Source organism: Pseudomonas sp. NBRC 111133, from assembly GCF_001320605.1.
GTDB classification, from domain to species: domain Bacteria; phylum Pseudomonadota; class Gammaproteobacteria; order Pseudomonadales; family Pseudomonadaceae; genus Aquipseudomonas; species Aquipseudomonas monteilii.
Window position 1 is genome coordinate 58,929 of the sequence record NZ_BCBJ01000086.1, and the last position, 18,441, is coordinate 77,369.

General features: G+C 61.5%; 23 protein-coding genes. 7 read left to right on the plus strand and 16 right to left on the minus strand.

Translation table 11 applies throughout. From position 1 onward, the window contains the following. The first annotated feature begins 22 nt into the window (after window positions 1–22). Window positions 23–484 (plus strand): hypothetical protein, encoded by a 462-nt coding sequence (locus APH36_RS20590; protein WP_060500074.1) that lies wholly within the window; start codon window positions 23–25, stop codon window positions 482–484. After that, window positions 481–711 carry a metallothionein gene (locus APH36_RS31055; protein WP_082426428.1) on the plus strand — a complete coding sequence of 77 codons (231 nt, stop codon included), beginning with the start codon at window positions 481–483 and terminating at the stop codon, window positions 709–711. Before APH36_RS20590 ends, APH36_RS31055 begins: the two co-directional genes overlap by 4 nt. 97 nt (window positions 712–808) lie before the next feature. On the opposite strand, the gene APH36_RS20595 is transcribed toward APH36_RS31055, so the two are convergent. Genes APH36_RS20595 through APH36_RS20615 form a run of 5 tightly spaced genes read right to left on the minus strand, consistent with a single transcriptional unit; the run spans window position 809 to window position 5,113 of the window. Further along, window positions 809–1,237 (minus strand): hypothetical protein, encoded by a 429-nt coding sequence (locus tag APH36_RS20595; RefSeq protein WP_060500075.1) that lies wholly within the window; start codon window positions 1,235–1,237, stop codon window positions 809–811. 27 nt (window positions 1,238–1,264) lie between these two features. Then, complete coding sequence (locus tag APH36_RS20600) at window positions 1,265–2,224, minus strand: lysylphosphatidylglycerol synthase domain-containing protein (RefSeq protein WP_060500107.1); 960 nt, start codon at window positions 2,222–2,224, stop codon at window positions 1,265–1,267. Further along, window positions 2,224–3,426, minus strand: coding sequence for a cardiolipin synthase ClsB (gene clsB, locus APH36_RS20605; RefSeq protein WP_060500076.1), 1,203 nt, complete (start codon window positions 3,424–3,426; stop codon window positions 2,224–2,226). Before clsB ends, APH36_RS20600 begins: the two co-directional genes overlap by 1 nt. Further along, window positions 3,423–4,196: an endonuclease/exonuclease/phosphatase family protein gene (locus APH36_RS20610; RefSeq protein WP_060500077.1), complete on the minus strand. Its 774-nt coding sequence runs from the start codon at window positions 4,194–4,196 to the stop codon at window positions 3,423–3,425. Before APH36_RS20610 ends, clsB begins: the two co-directional genes overlap by 4 nt. Further along, window positions 4,193–5,113: a DUF72 domain-containing protein gene (locus APH36_RS20615; protein ID WP_060500078.1), complete on the minus strand. Its 921-nt coding sequence runs from the start codon at window positions 5,111–5,113 to the stop codon at window positions 4,193–4,195. The genes APH36_RS20610 and APH36_RS20615 overlap by 4 nt, the downstream gene beginning before the upstream one ends. A 165-nt stretch (window positions 5,114–5,278) precedes the next feature. Here APH36_RS20615 and APH36_RS20620 point away from each other — a divergent pair, with 165 nt between their 5' ends. Both APH36_RS20620 and APH36_RS32775 read left to right on the plus strand, forming a co-directional pair. Then, window positions 5,279–5,659: a low affinity iron permease family protein gene (locus tag APH36_RS20620; RefSeq protein ID WP_060500079.1), complete on the plus strand. Its 381-nt coding sequence runs from the start codon at window positions 5,279–5,281 to the stop codon at window positions 5,657–5,659. Window positions 5,660–5,750: 91 nt separating this feature from the next. Then, window positions 5,751–5,915 (plus strand): DUF6021 family protein, encoded by a 165-nt coding sequence (locus tag APH36_RS32775; protein ID WP_220460308.1) that lies wholly within the window; start codon window positions 5,751–5,753, stop codon window positions 5,913–5,915. Window positions 5,916–6,068: 153 nt separating this feature from the next. Here the strand turns inward: APH36_RS32775 and APH36_RS20630 are convergent, their stop codons facing one another. After that, window positions 6,069–6,608 (minus strand): type 1 glutamine amidotransferase domain-containing protein, encoded by a 540-nt coding sequence (locus tag APH36_RS20630; protein WP_060500081.1) that lies wholly within the window; start codon window positions 6,606–6,608, stop codon window positions 6,069–6,071. A gap of 166 nt (window positions 6,609–6,774) precedes the next feature. Here APH36_RS20630 and APH36_RS20635 point away from each other — a divergent pair, with 166 nt between their 5' ends. Further along, a complete protein-coding gene (locus APH36_RS20635) occupies window positions 6,775–7,017 on the plus strand; it encodes a hypothetical protein (protein WP_016486338.1) in 243 nt (80 codons plus the stop codon). Further along, complete coding sequence (gene xth, locus APH36_RS20640; protein WP_060500082.1) at window positions 7,014–7,811, plus strand: exodeoxyribonuclease III; 798 nt, start codon at window positions 7,014–7,016, stop codon at window positions 7,809–7,811. Before APH36_RS20635 ends, xth begins: the two co-directional genes overlap by 4 nt. Before the next feature lie 46 nt (window positions 7,812–7,857). Here xth and APH36_RS20645 read toward each other — a convergent pair whose 3' ends face one another. From APH36_RS20645 to APH36_RS20660, 4 genes are all read right to left on the minus strand, one after another. After that, a complete protein-coding gene (locus APH36_RS20645) occupies window positions 7,858–8,106 on the minus strand; it encodes a hypothetical protein (protein ID WP_060500083.1) in 249 nt (82 codons plus the stop codon). Window positions 8,107–8,184: 78 nt separating this feature from the next. Then, window positions 8,185–8,649, minus strand: coding sequence for a hemerythrin domain-containing protein (locus tag APH36_RS20650; protein ID WP_060500084.1), 465 nt, complete (start codon window positions 8,647–8,649; stop codon window positions 8,185–8,187). 333 nt (window positions 8,650–8,982) lie between these two features. Beyond that, a complete protein-coding gene (locus tag APH36_RS20655; RefSeq protein WP_016486342.1) occupies window positions 8,983–9,216 on the minus strand; it encodes a PLDc N-terminal domain-containing protein in 234 nt (77 codons plus the stop codon). A 13-nt stretch (window positions 9,217–9,229) separates the two neighbouring features. Beyond that, complete coding sequence (locus APH36_RS20660) at window positions 9,230–10,432, minus strand: zinc-dependent alcohol dehydrogenase (RefSeq protein ID WP_060500085.1); 1,203 nt, start codon at window positions 10,430–10,432, stop codon at window positions 9,230–9,232. Window positions 10,433–10,735: 303 nt separating this feature from the next. Between APH36_RS20660 and APH36_RS20665 the strand changes: the two genes are divergently transcribed. Then, window positions 10,736–11,125 (plus strand): NUDIX hydrolase, encoded by a 390-nt coding sequence (locus APH36_RS20665; RefSeq protein WP_060500086.1) that lies wholly within the window; start codon window positions 10,736–10,738, stop codon window positions 11,123–11,125. 15 nt (window positions 11,126–11,140) lie between these two features. Here the strand turns inward: APH36_RS20665 and APH36_RS20670 are convergent, their stop codons facing one another. The 6 genes from APH36_RS20670 to APH36_RS31060 form a co-directional block, all read right to left on the minus strand. Further along, window positions 11,141–13,339, minus strand: coding sequence for a xanthine dehydrogenase family protein molybdopterin-binding subunit (locus APH36_RS20670; protein ID WP_060500087.1), 2,199 nt, complete (start codon window positions 13,337–13,339; stop codon window positions 11,141–11,143). Next, window positions 13,336–14,337, minus strand: coding sequence for a xanthine dehydrogenase family protein subunit M (locus APH36_RS20675; protein WP_060500088.1), 1,002 nt, complete (start codon window positions 14,335–14,337; stop codon window positions 13,336–13,338). Before APH36_RS20675 ends, APH36_RS20670 begins: the two co-directional genes overlap by 4 nt. Further along, complete coding sequence (locus APH36_RS20680; RefSeq protein WP_060500089.1) at window positions 14,334–14,861, minus strand: (2Fe-2S)-binding protein; 528 nt, start codon at window positions 14,859–14,861, stop codon at window positions 14,334–14,336. Before APH36_RS20680 ends, APH36_RS20675 begins: the two co-directional genes overlap by 4 nt. Before the next feature lie 98 nt (window positions 14,862–14,959). After that, the gene (locus APH36_RS20685; RefSeq protein ID WP_060500090.1) at window positions 14,960–16,747 is read right to left on the minus strand and encodes a thiamine pyrophosphate-requiring protein; all 1,788 of its coding nucleotides are present in this window, start codon (window positions 16,745–16,747) and stop codon (window positions 14,960–14,962) included. A 174-nt stretch (window positions 16,748–16,921) separates the two neighbouring features. Continuing rightward, the gene (locus APH36_RS20690) at window positions 16,922–17,302 is read right to left on the minus strand and encodes a hypothetical protein (RefSeq protein WP_060500091.1); all 381 of its coding nucleotides are present in this window, start codon (window positions 17,300–17,302) and stop codon (window positions 16,922–16,924) included. Window positions 17,303–17,385: 83 nt separating this feature from the next. Next, a complete protein-coding gene (locus APH36_RS31060; protein WP_082426429.1) occupies window positions 17,386–17,736 on the minus strand; it encodes a hypothetical protein in 351 nt (116 codons plus the stop codon). Between the last annotated feature and the right edge of the window lie 705 nt (window positions 17,737–18,441).

Below are 18,441 nucleotides of genomic sequence, written 5' to 3' on the forward strand. Positions count from 1 at the left end.
AGCCCACTAACGGAGAACGTTCATGTCCACACCCGATGAACGAAGAGCGCCCATTGAGATCGATGACACCGAGGACCGCATGGGCAGCGTCCACGAGCTGGATTTCAGCGAACGCCGCGATGAACGCCAGGGACGAATTGGCGACGAGCGTCCGGCGCGGGAGGTCGCCGAGGACTATCCGCCCCGGCGTGTCGCCGAAAGCGGGATGACCGGCGGCGAGGCGCTGAGTGACAGCCTGCACGAGGACAATGTCACCCTCGATGACCTGAGCCCCGATACGCTGCTCGATGAGACCGGTGCCCGCGATCCGGATGAGCCTGGCAGCGGCGGCCCGGCGGACAAGACTTTGCGCCAGGTGGAGGCCCACGAGATCGGTGGTGGTTTCGGCCTGGACGAGGCCGAACTGGCCCGCTCCGCGCCGCTGGACGGCGAGCCGTGGACCGATGACGTGGTACCCGATGACGAAGGGAGAGAGCCGAGATGAACGAGCAACGCTGTTCCTGCACCCATTGTTCTTGCACCGTGGAGGCCAATGCTGTGGTTCAGGATGGTAAAGTCTATTGCTGCGAAGCCTGCGCGACGGGCCATCGTAACGGCGAGCCCTGTCGTATGAGCGACTGCAAGTGTGGTGAGTTGGCGGAGTCGAAAGAGTCCAATGTCGATAATGCGCTGGAGGAAACATTCCCGGCGAGCGATCCGATTTCGCCATAACGCCCAGTGGCTGACAGATGTGAGACGGGAGAGCGACAGGACGACGTTCAGATCATGCGGAAACTCACCCGTCACGCATCTGGTTTGAGTTACGCCCTCAATGGGTCTGCCAGACACCGTTATTGCGGTCGCAATCGCTACGTGCCTGGCCCAGGCCAGGGGTGTCGTAGTAGTAAGTGATGATCCGCGCATCCTTGGGTAGTGCAGGGCGGGTGGCAGGCTCATCACGCCCAGCGGCATCGGGGTTGGCCAGTGTCTCTTGCGTCAGTGGCGCGATACAGCTGCCAACGCTGCCGTTGGGGCAACGCTCCACTCGACGCTTCTGGCTGTTCAACATCTCCTTGCTTTCGTTGCTGCACGACCAGGCAATCGCCTCAGCGGGCATGTTGCCGTAGCTGTAACAGGTGTGTTGCTGCACCGGTTTGACCGCCTTGCTGGATGAGCGGGTGACCACGTCGCAACCTTCGGCCAACACCTGCCCGCTGCTCAGGGTGCCCAGCATTGCCATGTACAGAGCGAATCGCATGATATACCTCCCGTGCACCAGGCCCTGTCAGCGCTTGTCGAGGGCTGCCCCGGCCTGTCTGCGCAGGGCCTTGGCACGCTTTTCGAGGATCAGGTAGGTCACCACCGCCAATAGCAGCGGGATCAGGTAGTACAACGTCCGATAGCCGAGCAGTGCGGCCACCAGGGGGCCTTGGCCTAGCTGGCCGTGGAGCAGCGCCAGGAATACGGCTTCCAGGACGCCGAGCCCGGCAGGGATGTGAGCGACCACCCCGGCAACGCAACTGATCAGCAACACACCCAGCACCGAGGGATAGAACAGCTCAGGGGGCAACAGCAGGTGAATCAGCGCTGCCATCAACGCCCAGTTGCTTGCGCCCAGCGCCACCTGGCAGAGCGCCATACGCAGGCTCGGCAGGGTGACTTCGTGCCCGCGCAGCGCCCACGTGCGCCGCGTGGCGAAGGCACAGGCGCACAGGTAAGCCAACGCTATCGCCACCATCAATACGCCGATCAGGCGCAGGCCGGTGGCACCCACCGCCCAGCTTTCCGGCAGTTTCACAAAGCCCAGGGCGAATACCGTGCCGGCCAGCAGCAGGTAGCCCATCCAGTTGGTCAGCAGCCCCAAGGTGAGGATGCGGGTGATGGTCGGGGTATCCAGACCCAGCCGGCTGTACAGGCGATAACGCAGGGCCACGCCACCGACCCAGGTGGTGAAGTTGAGGTTGAACGCATAGCAGACGAATGCTACCGGCAATACCTGGCGAGCCGGCAGGCGGTGGCCAGTGTAGGCGCGGGCGAGCAGGTCGTAGCTGGCGAATACCAGGTAGCTGCACAGGGCCAGCAGCAACCCCAAGGCCAGGGTCGAGGGCCGGTATGCCAGCAGCGACTGGCGGACTTCGTTCCAGTCCAGGTTACGCGCCAGGGTGAACAGCAGTACCGGTATCAACACCAGGAACAGCACGGTCAGCAAGCGTTTGCCCCAGGTCTTCCAGCGTGAAGTGGCCATCATGTCTTGCCCCCTTGGTAGTCGGCCGGGGCCTCGCCGCCGGCTTGCAGCGACTGCAGGCGCTGCCGGTGCGCCGGAAACCAGCCGGCGATCCGCGGGAAATAGCGCGTGATGTGAAAGCCCAGAAAGATCAGCGGGGCACGCCACCAATAGCCGCGGACCATGCGCTCCAGCGTAACGGTCTTGCAGTGCTCCCGGCTCAGTTCGGTCAAGTGCTGGTACAGTTGTTCATTGAAGGCGGGGTCGCGAATCAGCAGGTTGGCCTCAAGGTTGAACGACAGACTCAGTGGGTCGAGGTTGCTTGAGCCTACGGTGGACCAGTCGTTGTCCACCAACGCAACCTTGCCATGAAGCGGCCGCTGGCAGTACTCATGGATGCGCACGTTGTCGCGCAACAGGTAGTTGTAGAGCAGCCGCGAGAGCGCGCGTACCCAGCGCATGTCCGGTTGCCCCTGGAGGATCAGCGTCACCTCGACCCCGCGCCGGGCGGCGTTGCGCAGTTCGCGCAGCAAGCGGTAGCCCGGGAAGAAGTAGGCGTTGGCCACGACGATACGATGCCTTGCTTCACGGAAAACCTGCAGGTAGCAGGCTTCGATATCGTTGCGATGGTGCTGGTTGTCGCGCTCCACCAGCACGGCGCTCGTCGGGCCTGAAGCGATGCCGCCCGGCTGAACCCTGCTGGCGGCATCCAGCACCGGTGCGAGCATGCGGCAGGAAGAAGCATGCACCTGGGCCACTACCGGGCCGACGACCTCCACGGCGTAGTCCTGCTTGGCCTGGGGGCCGAAGTCGCCCAGGTGGTCGGCACTGTAATTGATGCCGCCGATGAAGGCGCGTTGCCCGTCGATCACCAGGATCTTGCGGTGCAAGCGGCGAAACAGGTTGATGCGCATGCCCACCAGCCGGGGTTGCGGATCGAACGAATGGAAACGCACCCCGGCCTCGGTCATCGACGAGATGAACTCGCCAGGCAGGTCGGCGGTGCCGTAGCCGTCCACCGCCACCTCGACCCGCACCCCGCGCCGCGCGGCATCGATCAGGGCCTGGCGCAGTGGCTGGCCGACTTTGTCGTCGTAGATGATGAAGGTTTCCAGGAGGATTTCCTCGCGTGCCTGAGCCATGGCCTCGAATACGCGGGGGTAATACTGCTCGCCGTTTATCAGCAACTCGACCCGGTTGCCGTCGCACCAAGACAGCTTCATAGCGTCACCTGCGCCACCAGCGGGGCATGGTCGGAGAGGTGGGACCAGGGGTATCTGGACAACACCCGTGCTTCGCAAGCTTGAGCGTTACGCAGGTAGATGCGGTCCAGCCGCAGTATCGGCAAGCGCGCGGGAAAGCTGCGTGCCGGCTTGCCGAAAGCCTCCACCAAGTGGCCCGACAGCCTCGCATCTGCTTTCAGGCGCCAATCGTTGAAGTCGCCGGCGACGATGACCGGCTCATCCGGCGGCAGGCTGTCCAGCAATGCCAGCAGCAGGTTGACCTGACGCTGACGATGCTCCTCACGCAGGCCCAGGTGTACGCAGACGGTGTGCACCTGTTCATGGCCCGGCACTTGCAGCTGGCAATGCAGCAGGCCCCGTTCTTCGTTGCCATGGACCGAAACATCCAGGTTGTCATGGGCACGGATGGGGAACTTGGACAGCAGTGCGTTGCCATGGTCGCCATGGGGGTACACCGCATTGCGGCCATAGGCGAACTGCGGCCACATGCTGTCGGCGAGGAATTCGTACTGGGGTGTCTGTGGCCACTTGGGATGGCGCTCGGCATGGTGTTGATGACTGCCATGCACCTCCTGAAGAAACACCAGGTCAGCGCCGGTCGAGCGTACCGCATCGCGCAGCTCCGGCAAAATGAAGCGGCGGTTGAACAGGGTGAAGCCTTTATGCACGTTGAGGGTCAGTACCGTCAGGCGATGTACGGCGGTGACCTTGTCGATGATGCAGCGGGGGGCGGGCAGTGTCGGGTTCATAGCGGCTCCTGCGGCTCGACGCCTGGTTCGGTCACCAGCTCGCCGTCAAGGCCTAGCTTGTCCAGCAGGCGGCGGGCATCGTAGGGGGCGTGGACTTTCTGGTCGTTGTCGAAGTAGCAGTAGACGTCACGGGAGGTGCGTATTGCGGGGGCGCGGCTCACCACACGCTGAGCATCCTCAGGCTGGCTACCCGCAGCCCAGGCCTGGATGCGCAGGCGCCAGCGGCGCAGCGCCCTGGCCGTGTAGCCGCTGCTGTACAGTTCGACATCGCCATGCAGGCGCAGGTACACGAAATCGGCCGTGACCTCTTCGACATAGGGCCATTTGCCGGCGCTGTCGGCGACCACCAGGGCAACCTTGTGTTTGCGTAGCAGGTTGATGAAGGTGTCGCAGAGGAAGCTGGGGTGGCGGATTTCCACGGCGTGGCGCAGGCGCGCATTACCCCGCACGGCCGTGCCGCCGTTGCCTTGCAGGCGTTCGGCGGCGTGGCGCGCAAGGCTGCGGGCGGCTTTGCGGTCGCGTGGCAGCTTGGCCAGAAAGTCGCTGAAGCGCTGCGCGTCGAATTTCAGGTTCGGGGGAAACTGCCACAGGAAGGGGCCCAGCTTGTCACCCAGCAGCAAGGGGCCTGATGCGAAGAAATTGGCAAGCGCCTCGTCGATTTCGCGCAGCCTGCGTACGTGGGTGATGTAGCGCGGCGCCTTGACCGAGAACACGAACCCCGCCGGTGTCTGGTCACGCCACTTGCCATAGCGCTCGGGCGTTTGCAGTGCGTAGAACGAACCGTTGATTTCGATGCTGTTGACTGCCCGCGAGGCAAACGCCAGTTCGTCGTCCTGGCGCAGCCCCTCGGGGTAGAAGTCCTTGCGCCATGGGCCATAGCGCCAACCGAAAATTCCGATGCGAATTTCGCTCACCATAAGTCCCTGCGCTCCCGTATGTAACAGTAGCGACAGGTGCCGGGACAGGATTGTTCAGTGCGATTGACGAGCGGATGGCCATGCAAAAAGGGAACTTTACCGGTGTTGCAATCCTCCACCGGATGCCTGGGTTCCACTGAGGTACACCATGAAGGAGGCTCAGCCATGAAGTTCGATCGGTTTGCACAATGGCTAGCCAACCATACCGGGCGGCCGTTGACCTTCGTTATTGCCTTGATGCTGATCATTGCCTGGGGCGTAAGCGGGCCCTTGTTTCATTTCAACGACACCTGGCAGTTGGTCATCAATACGTCGACCACGATCATCACGTTCCTGATGGTCTTCCTGATCCAGAATACCCAAAACCGTGATAGCGACGAGTTGCACATCAAACTTGACGAACTGTTGCGCACTACGCAGCGGGCGCACAAGGCGTTGCTCGACCTTGAAGATATGGGGCCAGCTGAACTCCATGCGCTTCGAAAGCGATACCAGCAACTGGGGGAGCATGACGAAGCGGAGCCAGACAGGGAGGACTCTCATTGACGTGTTCAAGATCAAACCATGGCGTTGTTCAGACAGGGGCAAGGCCGTGACGGTGAACAAACCACACTTCTCACACTTCGGAGAGCAGATGATGAACAACCCCGACGATCAGCGGCAGAAAGGCCCCCATTCTTCCGATCATGCAACGACTGATCAGGACCTGGGGTTCGATCCGGACTCTCCGGACCTGGATGACCCTCAAGTGGACCCGCAGGGCCCCGCGAAACCACCCAGGGACGTGGAAAAGAAAGCGTAAGCCTGACTACCGTGGACGAATGACTGCCGCACCTGCATCCATCTGTTGCCGCGGCTCGTCTTCCACAGTTCGACATGCTTGCCATGCCGGGTCAAACGGCGTGGGCTTGTTGAACTGGCAAACCCGTTGTTTGCCAGTTCATGGGCCAGGCAGCTAGCCAGCAAGGGCTTTGATCAATTGCTCGCTGAAGGCGGGGATATCATCCGGCTTGCGGCTGGTGATCAGGTTGCCGTCCACTACTACCTCTTCATCGACCCAGTCACCACCTGCATTGAGGATATCATCCTGCAATGTCTTGTAACTGGTCATCCGTTTGCCCTTGGCCAGTCCACTCGACACCAGCAGCCAGGCGCCGTGGCAGATCACCGCCAGCGGCTTGCTGGCCGAGTTGTGGCTTTTCACCAGTTTCTGGGCGCCAGGTATCAGGCGGATGGTGTCGGAATTCTGTACCCCACCCGGTAGCACGATGGCATCGTAAAGGTCGAGGTGGGCACTGTCGAACGTCGCGTCCACCGCAAACTCGTCGGCCGGCTTGTCATGGTTCCAGCCGCGGACAGTGCCCTCCTTGTCACTCAGGATGTCGATCACGGCCCCGTTTTTCTGCAAGGCTTCACGGGGTGCGGTCAACTCCACTTGTTCGAAGCCATCGGTGACCAAAAAGGCTACGCGCTTGCCACTCAGTTTTGCACTCATCGTTCTATCTCCGTTTTCGCCAAGTGTGCATGTGGGACGTCTCGGAAGGGGTGAGAAGTTCCAATGCACTGCTTCAGCGGTAGGGAGGCTGACCGGCTGACCGTTGCAGTTGAACATTGCGCGGGGCCTGGGCTCTCATTAGCAGGGAAAGAACGAGGCGGCCGTCATGAGCATCGAACGCAGCATTCCTGAACTTGAAGCCTGGTACGCGCAGTACGACGATATCAGCTACCGGCGCGAATCGCCGGATGCCTACCACCACGAACTGGTTCGCACCGCCGAGGCGCTGCGAGACGACGGCGCGATTGACTGGGATGACTGGTTGGCGCTGAAGGCACTGGCCGACGAGGCACATATCCGGGCACTGGAAGATGCCGTACAGGCTCACGTGAGCGACCCAGACGCATGAAAGCGCTGAAGATCGCCACCTTCAATATCAATGGCATCCGCAGTCGCCTGCCCGCGCTGTTGGCTTGGCTGGAGCGGGAGCAACCGGACATTGCCTGCTTGCAGGAGTTGAAGGCGGCCGATCAGCAGTTTCCTCGTCAGGCCATCGAAGCGGCAGGTTATGGTTGCCTCTACCAAGGGCAACCCTCCTGGAATGGCGTGGCGATCCTGGCGCGCGATAGCGAGCCGCTGGAGGTACGTCGCGGGCTGCCCGGCATGCAGGACGATCAGCAGAGCCGATATCTGGAAGCTGCGGTGCACGGTGTATTGGTGAGCTGCCTTTACCTGCCCAATGGCAACCCGCAGCCCGGCCCCAAGTTCGATTACAAACTGCGCTGGTTCGAGTGCCTGATCAAGCATGCCCAAACACTGCAGGGCGGTAGCCATCCTGCGGTGTTGGCGGGCGATTTCAATGTTGTGCCCACCGATCTGGACATCTACAACCCGCGCTCATGGCTCAAGGACGCGCTGCTGCAACCTGAATCGCGGGCGTGTTTCCAGCAGTTGCTGGCGCAGGGCTGGGTGGATGCTGTTCGTCATCTGTATCCCGAGCAGCGCATCTACACGTTCTGGGACTATTTTCGCAATCATTGGGCGCGCAATGCCGGGCTGCGCATTGATTTTCTGCTGCTCAACCCCAGTCTCAGCCCTTACCTGAAGCGGGCGGGCGTGGATGCCTGGGTGCGAAACGAAGCCAAGGCCAGTGATCATGCGCCGGTCTGGATCCAATTGAGCGGGCGTCGCCAGCAATGCTAGACGGGGCACGACCTTCCGCTTATCCCTGCCAATAGCACAAGTGTGGTCACGCCGTCGCTTCCAGTTGTGTGTTTTTTCGCCAGCCTCGCAGGTTCATGGCACAGAGGCAGAATTGCAGGATGATCAATGCCCAGGCTTCTGCTTGCCAGCCCCAGACGGCCCACAACACGTTGCTTGCGATAAAACAACTGAAACCTGCTTTCCTCCGCCCCGGACGGCGCGAACCGATGCACCACGCTGCCAGCACGGTCATCAACATCGCAGGCCATTCAAGTAACCCGATCCAATATTCCATGCCACCTTCCGACTGATGATGGAGTATCTGAAGCTGATCACCTGCCAGCGTCCTGGGCGCTGGCAGGTGATCGCTTGACTAAGCCGCTCGCTGCTCGCCCTTGAGCATCTTTTTCTGCATTTCCATGGCTTGCCCAAGCTCCTCGAGGGTGTCCTTGCCGAGCAGCTTCTTCGCAGTGGGGAACAGTTCGCCTTCCTCTTCCTCAATGTGATGCTCCAGCAACTCTTTCATGACCTTGACCCGCCCGGAGAATTCGACGGTGCCAGTTTCGGTATGCAGGAGGTCGGGCAGGACGAGGGCGTCGACCGTGCGGTGTTCTTCCTTGGCCTCGTAGTACATCTTCGCTTCTTCCTTGCCACCCGCTTGCTTGATGGCTGGGTAGAGTATTTCTTCCTCGAGCGCGGTATGGATCTGCAACTCCTGCTCGATCCTACGGAGTAACTCGGCCCGTTTCTTCACTGCGCGCTCGGTAGTGGTCGACAGCTCTTCGAGCAGCTTCTTCACGAGCTTGTGGTCTTGGATCAGTAAGTCGATAGCGTTCATGGCGTTACCTCATCACGGAATAAATCAAGCACTTGTTTGAGATTGAGTACACGCAGAAAGAAACGGTTCAATGCTTAAGATGGCTGGCATCCCCCTCAGGCGCGCTCGCCGCCCTCGTTACGCAGACCGCCTCTAGCTATCCCTGCGCCGTGAATGTGTGAGTGTGAAACCCACCGTCGATATCCCTCCTGCCGTTCGGAGGCTCAAAGAGGTTCCCCGATGAGGAAAGTGATGAGCGCGCTCCACGTTTTGCACGCGATAGCGTTCGCCTGATTTCATGCCTGTCGCTTGATCGATCATGTTGAAAACCCCTGTAAGTGGAGTTCGGAAATGTCAGCCTTTGCTGTGCTCGTCGGAAGTGGGCCCTGTACCTCGCTTGATGCCGCGCGGGCCAGCAACGCCCCAGATTCCCAGGCCAACCACCGGCAACGCGAGGATCAACAGGGCCCAGGCCGCTTTGACTGCATCTGACTTGTCGCTTCTGAAGACGCTGACGATGGCCCACAGATCGATGAGCAAGAGGATTGCCGCCACGGCAATCCAGAAGTAGCTGGCGAGACCGTTCATGACTTCGCCTCCTCTATACGTAGTCAGGACCCAAGGTGCCGGGTGCAGCGCCTGGCACGAGGATAACCTTGCGGCAGTTGTCCTGCTTCTGATCGAACATCTCGTAGCCCATTGCTGCTTCTTCGAGGGCGAGGCGGTGAGTGACGATCAATTCCGGTTGTAGACGTCCTGCTTCGATGTGTTCCAGCAGTTCAGGCAAGTATTTCTGGACATGGGTCTGGCCCATCTTGAAGGTAAGGCCCTTGTCGAACGCATCGCCGAACATGAACCCGTGAATGAAGCCCGCGTACACACCTGGCACACTCACGACGCCGCCGCGACGCACGGCAGCAATGCTTTGACGCAATGCTTTGCCACTGCTGCCTTCAATCTTCAGGGCCGTCATCACCGTTTCGGCAGTGCTGCCCTTGGCTTCGAAACCGACCGCGTCGATCACCGCATCGACCCCGCGCATGCCTGGCGTCTGACGGATGATGCTGTCTGCGGGATCATCGTCCTGCTCGAAGTTGATGGGCACAACACCGTAAGCTTGCTGGGCATACGCCAGGCGGTAATCGCTGTCATCGACCATGAAAATGGTCTGCGCACCGAGCATTCGCGCACAGGCGGCACTCAGCAAGCCTACTGGACCGGCGCCGTAGACCGCCAACGTTGAACCTGGGCCAATCTCGGCGTTGATGACTGCCTGCCAAGCTGTCGGCAGGATGTCCGAGAGAAACAGTACCTTGTCATCGGCCAGCTCGGTGGGCACTTTGAACGGGCCGACGTTACCCTTGGGAACCCTGACGTAGTCAGCCTGGCCACCAGGAATACCGCCATAGAGATGGCTGTACCCGAACAGCGCGGCGCCTGGGGGAATGCCCTTCTTGTTGATGATCGAGCCCCGCCCCGTGTTGGTGGTTTCGCAGGCCGCAAACAGGTCGCGCTGGCAAAAGAAGCAGCCACCACATGCGATCACAAAAGGGATCACCACGCGGTCGCCGATCTGGAGATTGGTGACTGCATTCCCGGCGTCCTCGACGATGCCCATGAACTCATGGCCAAAGATATCGCCCGCTTCGGTCTCTGGAATTTTGCCTCGATAGAGGTGCAAATCGGAGCCGCAAATGGCGGTGGCAGTCACCTTGAGGATGATGTCGTCTTCTCGCTCGATGACAGGATCAGGAACGTTGTCGACCCTGACGTCCTTTGCTCCGTGGTAGGTCAGTGCTCTCATGAAAGTCAGCTCCTGCAGCCGCGTATTTCCGTTATCGGTATGCAGGGGAAGCCATGGCGGGCAGTAAAGTTCAGACCAACACGTCAGGCGGTACTGATTTGCTGCTTACCCCAAAACTACGCGAGACGACAGAACACTAGAGAAGTCCGGACCGGGTTGTCCCGAACCGGGGCCAGGCAGGCGTTTATCGGGATTTAACTTGAACGTTGCCACCGTTATGTCGGTCATGTAACGGACACACGGACGATTTACGCTCGGCAAGGACCCTGCCGGATCCCGACCCGCCAACTTCAAGGGCAGCGCATGAAGGCAATGGACACTGCAACAGCGAAACGCAAAGGCATCAAGCTGCGCGCTACCATCATCTACCGCAAGGAGGGTGAGGTTTTGTTCGTTCGCAAGCGCAAGGCCAAGTGGAACCTGCCGGGTGGCCGTGTCGAGCGAGACGAAACGCCGCTTGAGGCGGCTATGCGGGAGATGGCCGAGGAAACCGGCCTCGCGTTCGACGAGCTTCGTTACCTCACGATGTACCGGGAGGACAAGGTCATCCATTATCTGTTCGAAGCCCGAAAGGCCGACGATAAGCCACGCCCCCGAAACGAGATCGAGGCTTGCCGTTGGATCAAGGCGAGCGACGTGTCCAAGCGCCGAGTAAGGCGCCCCATAAAGACCCTCCTGAAACGCTGCGCCTGATCACCTCACGCCACATCACAGCACTTTATCGAGCGTGATCGGAAACTCCCTTATACGCTTGCCTGTGGCATGGTAGACCGCGTTCGCCACCGCAGCGGCCACCCCGACGACGCCGATTTCGCCCACGCCCTTGGACCCCAGTTCGTTGACAATGTCATCGTGCTCTTCAACGAAGATCACTTCGATATCCCCGCAGTCTGCATTGACCGGGATGTGGTACTCCGCCAGGTTGTGATTGACGATGCGGCCCAACCGATGGTCGGTCAATGCGGCTTCGTGCAGTGCCATGCCCACCCCCCAAACCACGCCCCCCAGGATCTGGCTGCGTGCGGTTTTGGGGTTGATCACACGGCCTGCCGCCACAGCGCTGACCACCCGGGCTACCTTGATCGTGCCAAGGTCCTCGTCGACGTGAACTTCCACGAATACCGCCGAATGCGTGGCGGTGGAGAACGGTTGGCGCCTGGCGCCGGGCTCTGCGTCGATCTGCACTTCGAACTTACCGTTGGGGGCGCTCGCCACGATGTCCGCCAAAGCCCAGCGATGGTTGCCCGCGTGCAGGTAGCCCTCGGTGAAAACGATCTGCTGCCGGGGTGTGTTGGCCACCTGGGGGTATATGTTGCGCGCGTGTTCCAGCACCTGGGTGAGCAGGACATGGCAGGCTTGGCGCACGGCCGAGCCCACCGACGACACCGTGAACGATCCGCCCTGAAGCGGGGCGGTGGGCAGCGAGGAGTCACCCAGCATGAAGGTGACATCCTGCACCTTGACGCCAGCTGCGTCGGCGGCGATCTGAGTCATGACGGTATAGGTGCCGGTCCCGATATCGGTGGTGGCACTGCTGACGGTAAGGTGGCCCCGGGCATCGATGCGCGCCTTGGCGCTGGCCTTCATCTGCATGGCTTCCCAGACGCCGCCGGCCATCCCCCAGCCGACCAGTTGGTTGCCATTGCACATGCTGCGCGGTTGGGGAGTGCGGTTATGCCAGCCAAAACGTTCGGCACCTTGCTGGTAGCACGCCAGCAGTTCCTTGCTGGAGTAGGGCTTGCCCTCGTTGGCATTGTTGGCGGCAAAATTGCGGCGGCGCAGGTCTAACGGGTCGATCTGCGCAGCACAGGCGAGCTCATCCATGGCGCATTCCAGCGCAATCATCCCGGACGCAGCCCCAGGTGCCCGCATGTCCAGCGGGGTGTACACATCGAGCGAGGCCAGGCGATAGCTGAGCGCAACGTTGTCGCACCGGTAAAGCATGCCGCTCCATTCCACCAGGTGCTCGGTGAAGTCCTCGAAGCGGGAGGTCTGGCCAAGCGCATCGTGAGCGATCGCCAGCAAGCGCCCGTTTGCGTCTGCACCCAGGCGCAAGCGTTGCTCGGTGCGGGGCCGGTAGCCAAAGGTGAACATCTGCTGGCGGGTCAGGGTCACGCGCACAGAGCGCTTCAGGTGCAACGCCGCCATCACTGCCAGCGGCAACTGGTACTGCGGGCGCAAGCCCGAGCCGAAGGCGCCGCCGACGAATGCCGCGCGCACACGGATGTTTGCCTTGGGCAGGCCGAACACCTTGTGCAGGTAGTCCTGGCAGTTCTGCGTGCCTTGGGTCTTGTCGTGGATTTCCAGGGTGCCGTCGGCCTTGTAGTGCACGGTCGACGCATGGGGCTCCATCGGGTTGTGGTGCTCGTTGGCCGTCAGGTAGGTGGCATCCACCTGCACCGGCGCTCCGGCAAACTGCCCGGCGAAGTCGCCACGCGGCGCCGGTGTTTCAGCGGGGGCGGCATGCGATTGTCGGCATGCGCCCAGGTCTGTCTGGTGGGCCTCCTCGGCATACTTGATTTTAATCAGCGAGCCTGCATAGCGGGCCAGTTCGAGGGTTTCGGCGATCACCAGCGCCAACGGTTGCCCACTGTACAGCACTCGATCATTGAACAAGGGCCGAAAAGGCGCCCCCTCGGCAGAGTCGGCATCGCTGTAGTCGTCGTCATAACTGGAGATAGGCGGGCGATGGCCATGGTCGAGCACGGCGATTACCCCGGGCACGCGCATGGCCTGCGTGCTGTCGATGCCCAGAACCCGACCGCGGGCGATGGTACTGGACACGACGCTGCCGTGCAGCAGGCCCGTCTGGGGGTATTCGCCCGCATAGCGGGCCTGCCCGGTGACCTTCGCCACCCCGTCCACGCGGTCCAGGGGCGTGCCGACTACGGGTGTGCTTGTGATCATGGCTGTGCCCCCCCATTAGCGGCGCCGTGCGCCGCGTCATCCAATGCCCGCACGATTGCTCGCTGGGCGAGCGTTACCTTGAAACCGTTGTGGCTCAGGGGTTGTGCACCTTGCAGCAACGTTTGCGCGGCGCGGTTGAAGAGCGCTTCAGAAGGAATCTGGCCGGCCAGCAGGCGCTCCACAGCCGGGTCCCGCCAGGGCTTGTGTGCAACGCCGCCCAGCGCCAGGCGCGCCTGCTGGATCACGTCGCCATCGAAGTTCAAGGCTGCAGCGACTGACACCAGCGCGAACGCGTAGGAAGCGCGGTCGCGTATTTTCAGATAACGGTAATGGTGTTCGAACACTGGGGGCGGCAGCTCGATGCCTGTAACCAGCTCATTGAATGCCAGTTGATTGTCGCGCTCGGGGGTGTTCCCGGGCAGGCGATGGAAATCCGCGAAAGGTATCTGCCGTTCGCCGGACGGCCCCTGGACGTGCACCACGGCTTCGAGCGCTGCCAATGCCACGCACATGTCCGAGGGGTGGGTCGCGACGCAGGCACCGCTGGCACCGAGAATGGCATGGATGCGGTTCATGCCTGTACGCGCAGGGCACCCGCTGCCCGGTTCGCGCTTGTTGCAGGGGGTGCCGGTGTCGTAGAAATAGTAGCAGCGGGTACGTTGCAACAAGTTGCCACCGGTACTGGCCATGTTCCTCAACTGCGGCGATGCCCCAGCCAGGATCGCGTCTGACAGCAGCGGATAATGCTGCTCGATCATCGGGTGCCAGGCCAGGTCGGCATTGCTCACCCGCGCACCGATCAGTACGCCGCCGCCAGGGGTGGCGTGAATACCGTCCAGCCCAAGGCCGGAGATGTCGATCAGGCGCTCGGGGCGCACCACGTTTTCCTTCATCAGGTCGACCAGGTTGGTGCCCCCGGCGATGAAGTGCGAGCAGGCGTCAGCCAGGTTCACCGCTTCGCTGACAGAAGCGGGCTTGTGGTAGCTGAAGGGCGTCATGGGTTCTGCCCTCGTTGTGCCTGGGCCCTGTCCGTCATCAAAGGCAAAGCTTCTTCCACCGCAGCGACGATGTTGCCATAGGCGCCACAGCGGCAAAGATTGCCGCTCATCTGCTCGCGAATGGCCTCGCGGGTGTCGGCACGTCCCTCGTGAACCAGCCCGACCGCAGAGCAGATCTGCCCCGGGGTGCAGTAGCCGCACTGGAACGCATCGTGGGTGATGAAGGCGCGCTGCATGGGGTGCAAAACGTCGCCGCTGGCCAGCCCTTCGATGGTCACCAGGTCGGCCCCGTCGCACATGATGGCCAAGGTCAGGCAGGCATTGACGCGCTTGCCATCGCGCAGCACCGTGCAGGCGCCGCACTGGCCATGGTCGCAGCCTTTCTTGGTGCCGACCAGGTCCAATTGCTCTCGGAGCAGGTCGAGCAAGGTGACCCAAGAGTGCACCTGCAGTGTTCGAGGTTGACCATTGAGGGTCAGATGGATGGGGTGCTCTGCAGCCCCGTTTGAAGCGATCGCGGTCATGGTAGGTCCTCACGGTCAGGGTTCGCGCAGTCTGCTGCGTCTCTGTTGTGCGACCGGGCGTGCAGATCAAACGTTCAGCCGGCTCGCCGGGGTGCCGATCACTTCTTGCCAGGCAGCACAGACCCGAGCACCTGTTTGGCTGTCTGCACGAGGATGCCCGCCTGGTCGGGGTCGCCCTTGAGCAAGGTGCTGGCAAACTTCTTCGCCTGCTCCAGCTTGATGTGGGGTGGCAGGGGTGGCACGTTCGGGTCGGTCTTGAACTCGATCAGTACGGGCCGATCAGCAGCCAGCGCACGCTCCCACGCAGCGGCAACGTCCTCTTCGCGATCTACGTAGATACCTTGCAGGCCAATGGAAATGGCAAACAGATGGTAGGGCACGTCAGGGATCGACTGCGAAGCTTCGAACTTGGGGTCGCCCTCCATGACCCGCTGCTCCCACGTCACCTGGTTGAGGTCCTCATTGTTGAACACGGCACAGATCCATTGTGGGTTGTCCCATTGCTGCCAGTACTTGGCCACGGTGATCAGTTCTGCGAGGTTGTTCATCTGCATCGCCCCATCGCCCACCAACGCAACTACAGCCCGTTGCGGGTGGGCGAATTTGGCTGCAATCGCATAGGGCACGGCGGCGCCCATGCAAGCCAGGCCGCCGGACAGCGAACACTGCATACCCTGGCGAATCTGCAGGTCGCGGGCAAACCAGTTGGCACAGGAGCCGGAGTCGCTGGTAATGATGGCGTGGTCCGGCAGGCGAGGGGACAGCTCATGGACCACGCGTTGCGGGTTGATCGGGTCAGCCTTGACCAGCGCGCGCTTAGCCACGGTCTTGTCCCACTGCGCGCGCCAGGTTTCTACCTTGTCGCGCCAGCGCCGGTCGGTCTTGTGCTCAAGCAACAGCAGCAGTGCGCGCAATGTTTCGCTGGCGTCGCCCACCAGGTTGACCTCCATCGGGTAGCGCAGGCTAAGCATGTCGGGTTGCAGGTCGATCTGCACGCCTCGTGCCTGGCCTTGCTTGGGCAGAAACTCGGAATAGGGAAAGCCGGAGCCGATCATCAGCAAGGTGTCGCATTCGGTCATCAGCTGATAACTGGGCTCGGTGCCGAGCAGGCCGATCGACCCGGTGACCCATGGGAGGTCGTCCGGCAGCACAGCCTTGCCCAGCAGCGCTTTGGCCACCCCGGCGCCGAGTTTTTCGGCAGTTGCAATGACCTGCTCTGTCGCCTGCAGTGCGCCGGCACCCACCAGTATCGCCACCTTGTGCCCGGCATTGAGCACCTCGGCGGCGCGCTGCAGGTCTTCGTCGAACGGCAACACCCTGGGCTTGCTGTAGCCGATGCCGGAATGCACCGTACCGTGGGCCCTCGGAGGTTCGTTGTAGGGCAGGTCCTGCAGGTCGTTGGGCAGGATGATGGCGGTGACGCGGCGTTCGCCGACAGCCGTACGCACTGCACGGTCAAGCAGGTGGCGCACCTGCTCCGGTGTCGATGCCTGCTGAACGAACGCACCGGCGACGTCCTTGAACATCGACAGCAAGTCCAGCTCTTGCTGGTAATGCCCGCCCAATGCCGCCCGGGCCTGTTGACCGACGATGGCCAGCACTGGCTGGTGGTCCATGCGTGCATCGTACAGGCCGGTGAGCAGGTGCGAGGCGCCCGGGCCGGATGTCGCCATGCAGACACCGAGCTCACCGGTGAACTTGGCATGGGCGCTGGCCATGAAAGCGGCCATTTCCTCATGGCGGGCCTGAATGAATTCAATCTTGCCGTTGGCCCGGCTCAGCGCGCCGAACACGCCATTGATGCCGTCGCCGGGGTAACCGAAGATGCGCCGTACGCCCCATTGATACAAACGCTCTACCAGAAAGTCGCCTACCGTGCCGGTCATTGCCTGCTCCCGTTCTGTTATCGATAGGCGTCTGGACTTGGCACGTGCCGGGAAAGTTTCAACGGTATGCGCAGCGGTCTGGCAGCTGGAGTCTGGTAAATGCCGACAGGCTCGAAGGTGAACCAATAACCCACAAAAATGCTGTGGGCCTTGCACTGCGCCAAAAGTTTCCCGTCACCCCAGTTTATGCAGGGCTTCTACCAGTTGAGCCTTGTTCATGGTCGAACGCCCTTTGAGATTTTTGCTGCGCGCCTCCTTCATCAGGCTTTCCTTGCTTTGCGATTCCAGCGACGCGCGCGAGGTGCGTGAATGCCCCTGACGAGACTCGGCGGCGCGCTTGGCTGAATCCGTGCGTGCGGTCTTCTTCTCGCGCGACGGCGTCTTGCTGCCCGAGCCTCCCGGCTTTTCACCGCCACCGGATTGTTTGTTCACGGTGGCCCAGGCGCGCGCTTCGGCTTCGTCCTTGCCCACGCCCTTGTCCTCGTACGATTGCTCGATGTGCTCGGCCTTGCGTTTCTGTTTGTCCGTATACTTGTCCTTGTCACCGCGTGGCATGGCATTGACTCCTGAGTGAGTTGCTTGATCAATGGCGAAACTGAAACGCCGGGCCATGGATGGGAGATCCACGGCCATTCCACCTAGCTGCCCGATCCTGCGCCTGATCCACTACCGGTTGAGCCACCGCTACCACTCGCCGGACCTGCACCGCTACCGTCCCCTCCGTTACCGCCGGTGCCTGAGTCAGTATCGGTACCGTCACCTCCCGTGTTGTCCGTTCCATTGTCATGGGTACCGCCATTACCCGTGCCCATGCCATCGGCAGGTGTTCCTGAACCTGTCGCACCGCCTTGGCCGTTCATGTGCCCATTGCCGTGCGGTTGCGTGCCCGGGGCGCGTTGATCGTTCAGGTCGGTGGCGGCCAGGGCAAGTGGCGCCGCGCAACCCAGGTACATTGCGAGCAGCAGCGCGTATGTTTTATCTGCCTTCATGGTGAAACTCCGGTTCTGGTTGTTCACCCAATGTTCGGCCTGCCGTCTACCGAAGGGTGCCCTCAGCGCGACGGAAGGTTCTGGTGCAAAGCGGATGAACAAACGCCACTTGTCTGGTCGCGGGCACCCGTGGGCCACGCGCGCTTCTCACGTTTAGTTGCAGATACCATCTGCCTCTGAACGGAGAAAGGACATGGACATTGATGCAAACGAAGATGAACCCTCCCACGGTCCCGGGACCAAAGCGGTTGAGGTGCCACTGCCGCCAGATGAAGAGTCACCCATCGAAGAACAGATGAATGATGTGGATACAAACAACTCAGTGTCTAGTGAGCATCCAAATCCTGGCGGTGCGAACAGTCGGTTGGGTATGCCCCGGGATGCTCAACTGAACGAAGGGGCTCAGGTACCTGACGGCCCGCCCATACCTGATGGTCCGTGTTCCAGTCCCGGCCCTGCCAATGACAAGGAAAACCAGCGCTCCCCTGGAGTACCGGCTAGCGACCCTGAATCAGGGGCGTGAGGCCTTAAACGATGGCACCTCAATGGATATCTCAGTACATCTTTCGCGCAAGGTGATACGCAGATATTCATAGAGGTGTATGTCGCCAGTGCCCAGGATGCTCGGCGGTCTCGACACCTTCGGCAGTTACCGTCATACCCATTGCGTTGCCAAGATTGATGATGGCCTGGACCACGCTACAC

What these genes read in the sequence shown, in the direction of transcription:
- APH36_RS20590 (WP_060500074.1), top strand. Translation starts at nt 23, where the DNA reads ATGTCCACACCCGATGAACGAAGAGCGCCCATTGAGATCGATGACACC.
- APH36_RS31055 (WP_082426428.1), top strand. Translation starts at nt 481, where the DNA reads ATGAACGAGCAACGCTGTTCCTGCACCCATTGTTCTTGCACCGTGGAG.
- APH36_RS20595 (WP_060500075.1), bottom strand. Translation starts at nt 1,237, where the DNA reads ATGCGATTCGCTCTGTACATGGCAATGCTGGGCACCCTGAGCAGCGGG.
- APH36_RS20600 (WP_060500107.1), bottom strand. Translation starts at nt 2,224, where the DNA reads ATGGCCACTTCACGCTGGAAGACCTGGGGCAAACGCTTGCTGACCGTG.
- clsB (WP_060500076.1), bottom strand. Translation starts at nt 3,426, where the DNA reads ATGAAGCTGTCTTGGTGCGACGGCAACCGGGTCGAGTTGCTGATAAAC.
- APH36_RS20610 (WP_060500077.1), bottom strand. Translation starts at nt 4,196, where the DNA reads ATGAACCCGACACTGCCCGCCCCCCGCTGCATCATCGACAAGGTCACC.
- APH36_RS20615 (WP_060500078.1), bottom strand. Translation starts at nt 5,113, where the DNA reads ATGGTGAGCGAAATTCGCATCGGAATTTTCGGTTGGCGCTATGGCCCA.
- APH36_RS20620 (WP_060500079.1), top strand. Translation starts at nt 5,279, where the DNA reads ATGAAGTTCGATCGGTTTGCACAATGGCTAGCCAACCATACCGGGCGG.
- APH36_RS32775 (WP_220460308.1), top strand. Translation starts at nt 5,751, where the DNA reads ATGAACAACCCCGACGATCAGCGGCAGAAAGGCCCCCATTCTTCCGAT.
- APH36_RS20630 (WP_060500081.1), bottom strand. Translation starts at nt 6,608, where the DNA reads ATGAGTGCAAAACTGAGTGGCAAGCGCGTAGCCTTTTTGGTCACCGAT.
- APH36_RS20635 (WP_016486338.1), top strand. Translation starts at nt 6,775, where the DNA reads ATGAGCATCGAACGCAGCATTCCTGAACTTGAAGCCTGGTACGCGCAG.
- xth (WP_060500082.1), top strand. Translation starts at nt 7,014, where the DNA reads ATGAAAGCGCTGAAGATCGCCACCTTCAATATCAATGGCATCCGCAGT.
- APH36_RS20645 (WP_060500083.1), bottom strand. Translation starts at nt 8,106, where the DNA reads ATGGAATATTGGATCGGGTTACTTGAATGGCCTGCGATGTTGATGACC.
- APH36_RS20650 (WP_060500084.1), bottom strand. Translation starts at nt 8,649, where the DNA reads ATGAACGCTATCGACTTACTGATCCAAGACCACAAGCTCGTGAAGAAG.
- APH36_RS20655 (WP_016486342.1), bottom strand. Translation starts at nt 9,216, where the DNA reads ATGAACGGTCTCGCCAGCTACTTCTGGATTGCCGTGGCGGCAATCCTC.
- APH36_RS20660 (WP_060500085.1), bottom strand. Translation starts at nt 10,432, where the DNA reads ATGAGAGCACTGACCTACCACGGAGCAAAGGACGTCAGGGTCGACAAC.
- APH36_RS20665 (WP_060500086.1), top strand. Translation starts at nt 10,736, where the DNA reads ATGAAGGCAATGGACACTGCAACAGCGAAACGCAAAGGCATCAAGCTG.
- APH36_RS20670 (WP_060500087.1), bottom strand. Translation starts at nt 13,339, where the DNA reads ATGATCACAAGCACACCCGTAGTCGGCACGCCCCTGGACCGCGTGGAC.
- APH36_RS20675 (WP_060500088.1), bottom strand. Translation starts at nt 14,337, where the DNA reads ATGACGCCCTTCAGCTACCACAAGCCCGCTTCTGTCAGCGAAGCGGTG.
- APH36_RS20680 (WP_060500089.1), bottom strand. Translation starts at nt 14,861, where the DNA reads ATGACCGCGATCGCTTCAAACGGGGCTGCAGAGCACCCCATCCATCTG.
- APH36_RS20685 (WP_060500090.1), bottom strand. Translation starts at nt 16,747, where the DNA reads ATGACCGGCACGGTAGGCGACTTTCTGGTAGAGCGTTTGTATCAATGG.
- APH36_RS20690 (WP_060500091.1), bottom strand. Translation starts at nt 17,302, where the DNA reads ATGCCACGCGGTGACAAGGACAAGTATACGGACAAACAGAAACGCAAG.
- APH36_RS31060 (WP_082426429.1), bottom strand. Translation starts at nt 17,736, where the DNA reads ATGAAGGCAGATAAAACATACGCGCTGCTGCTCGCAATGTACCTGGGT.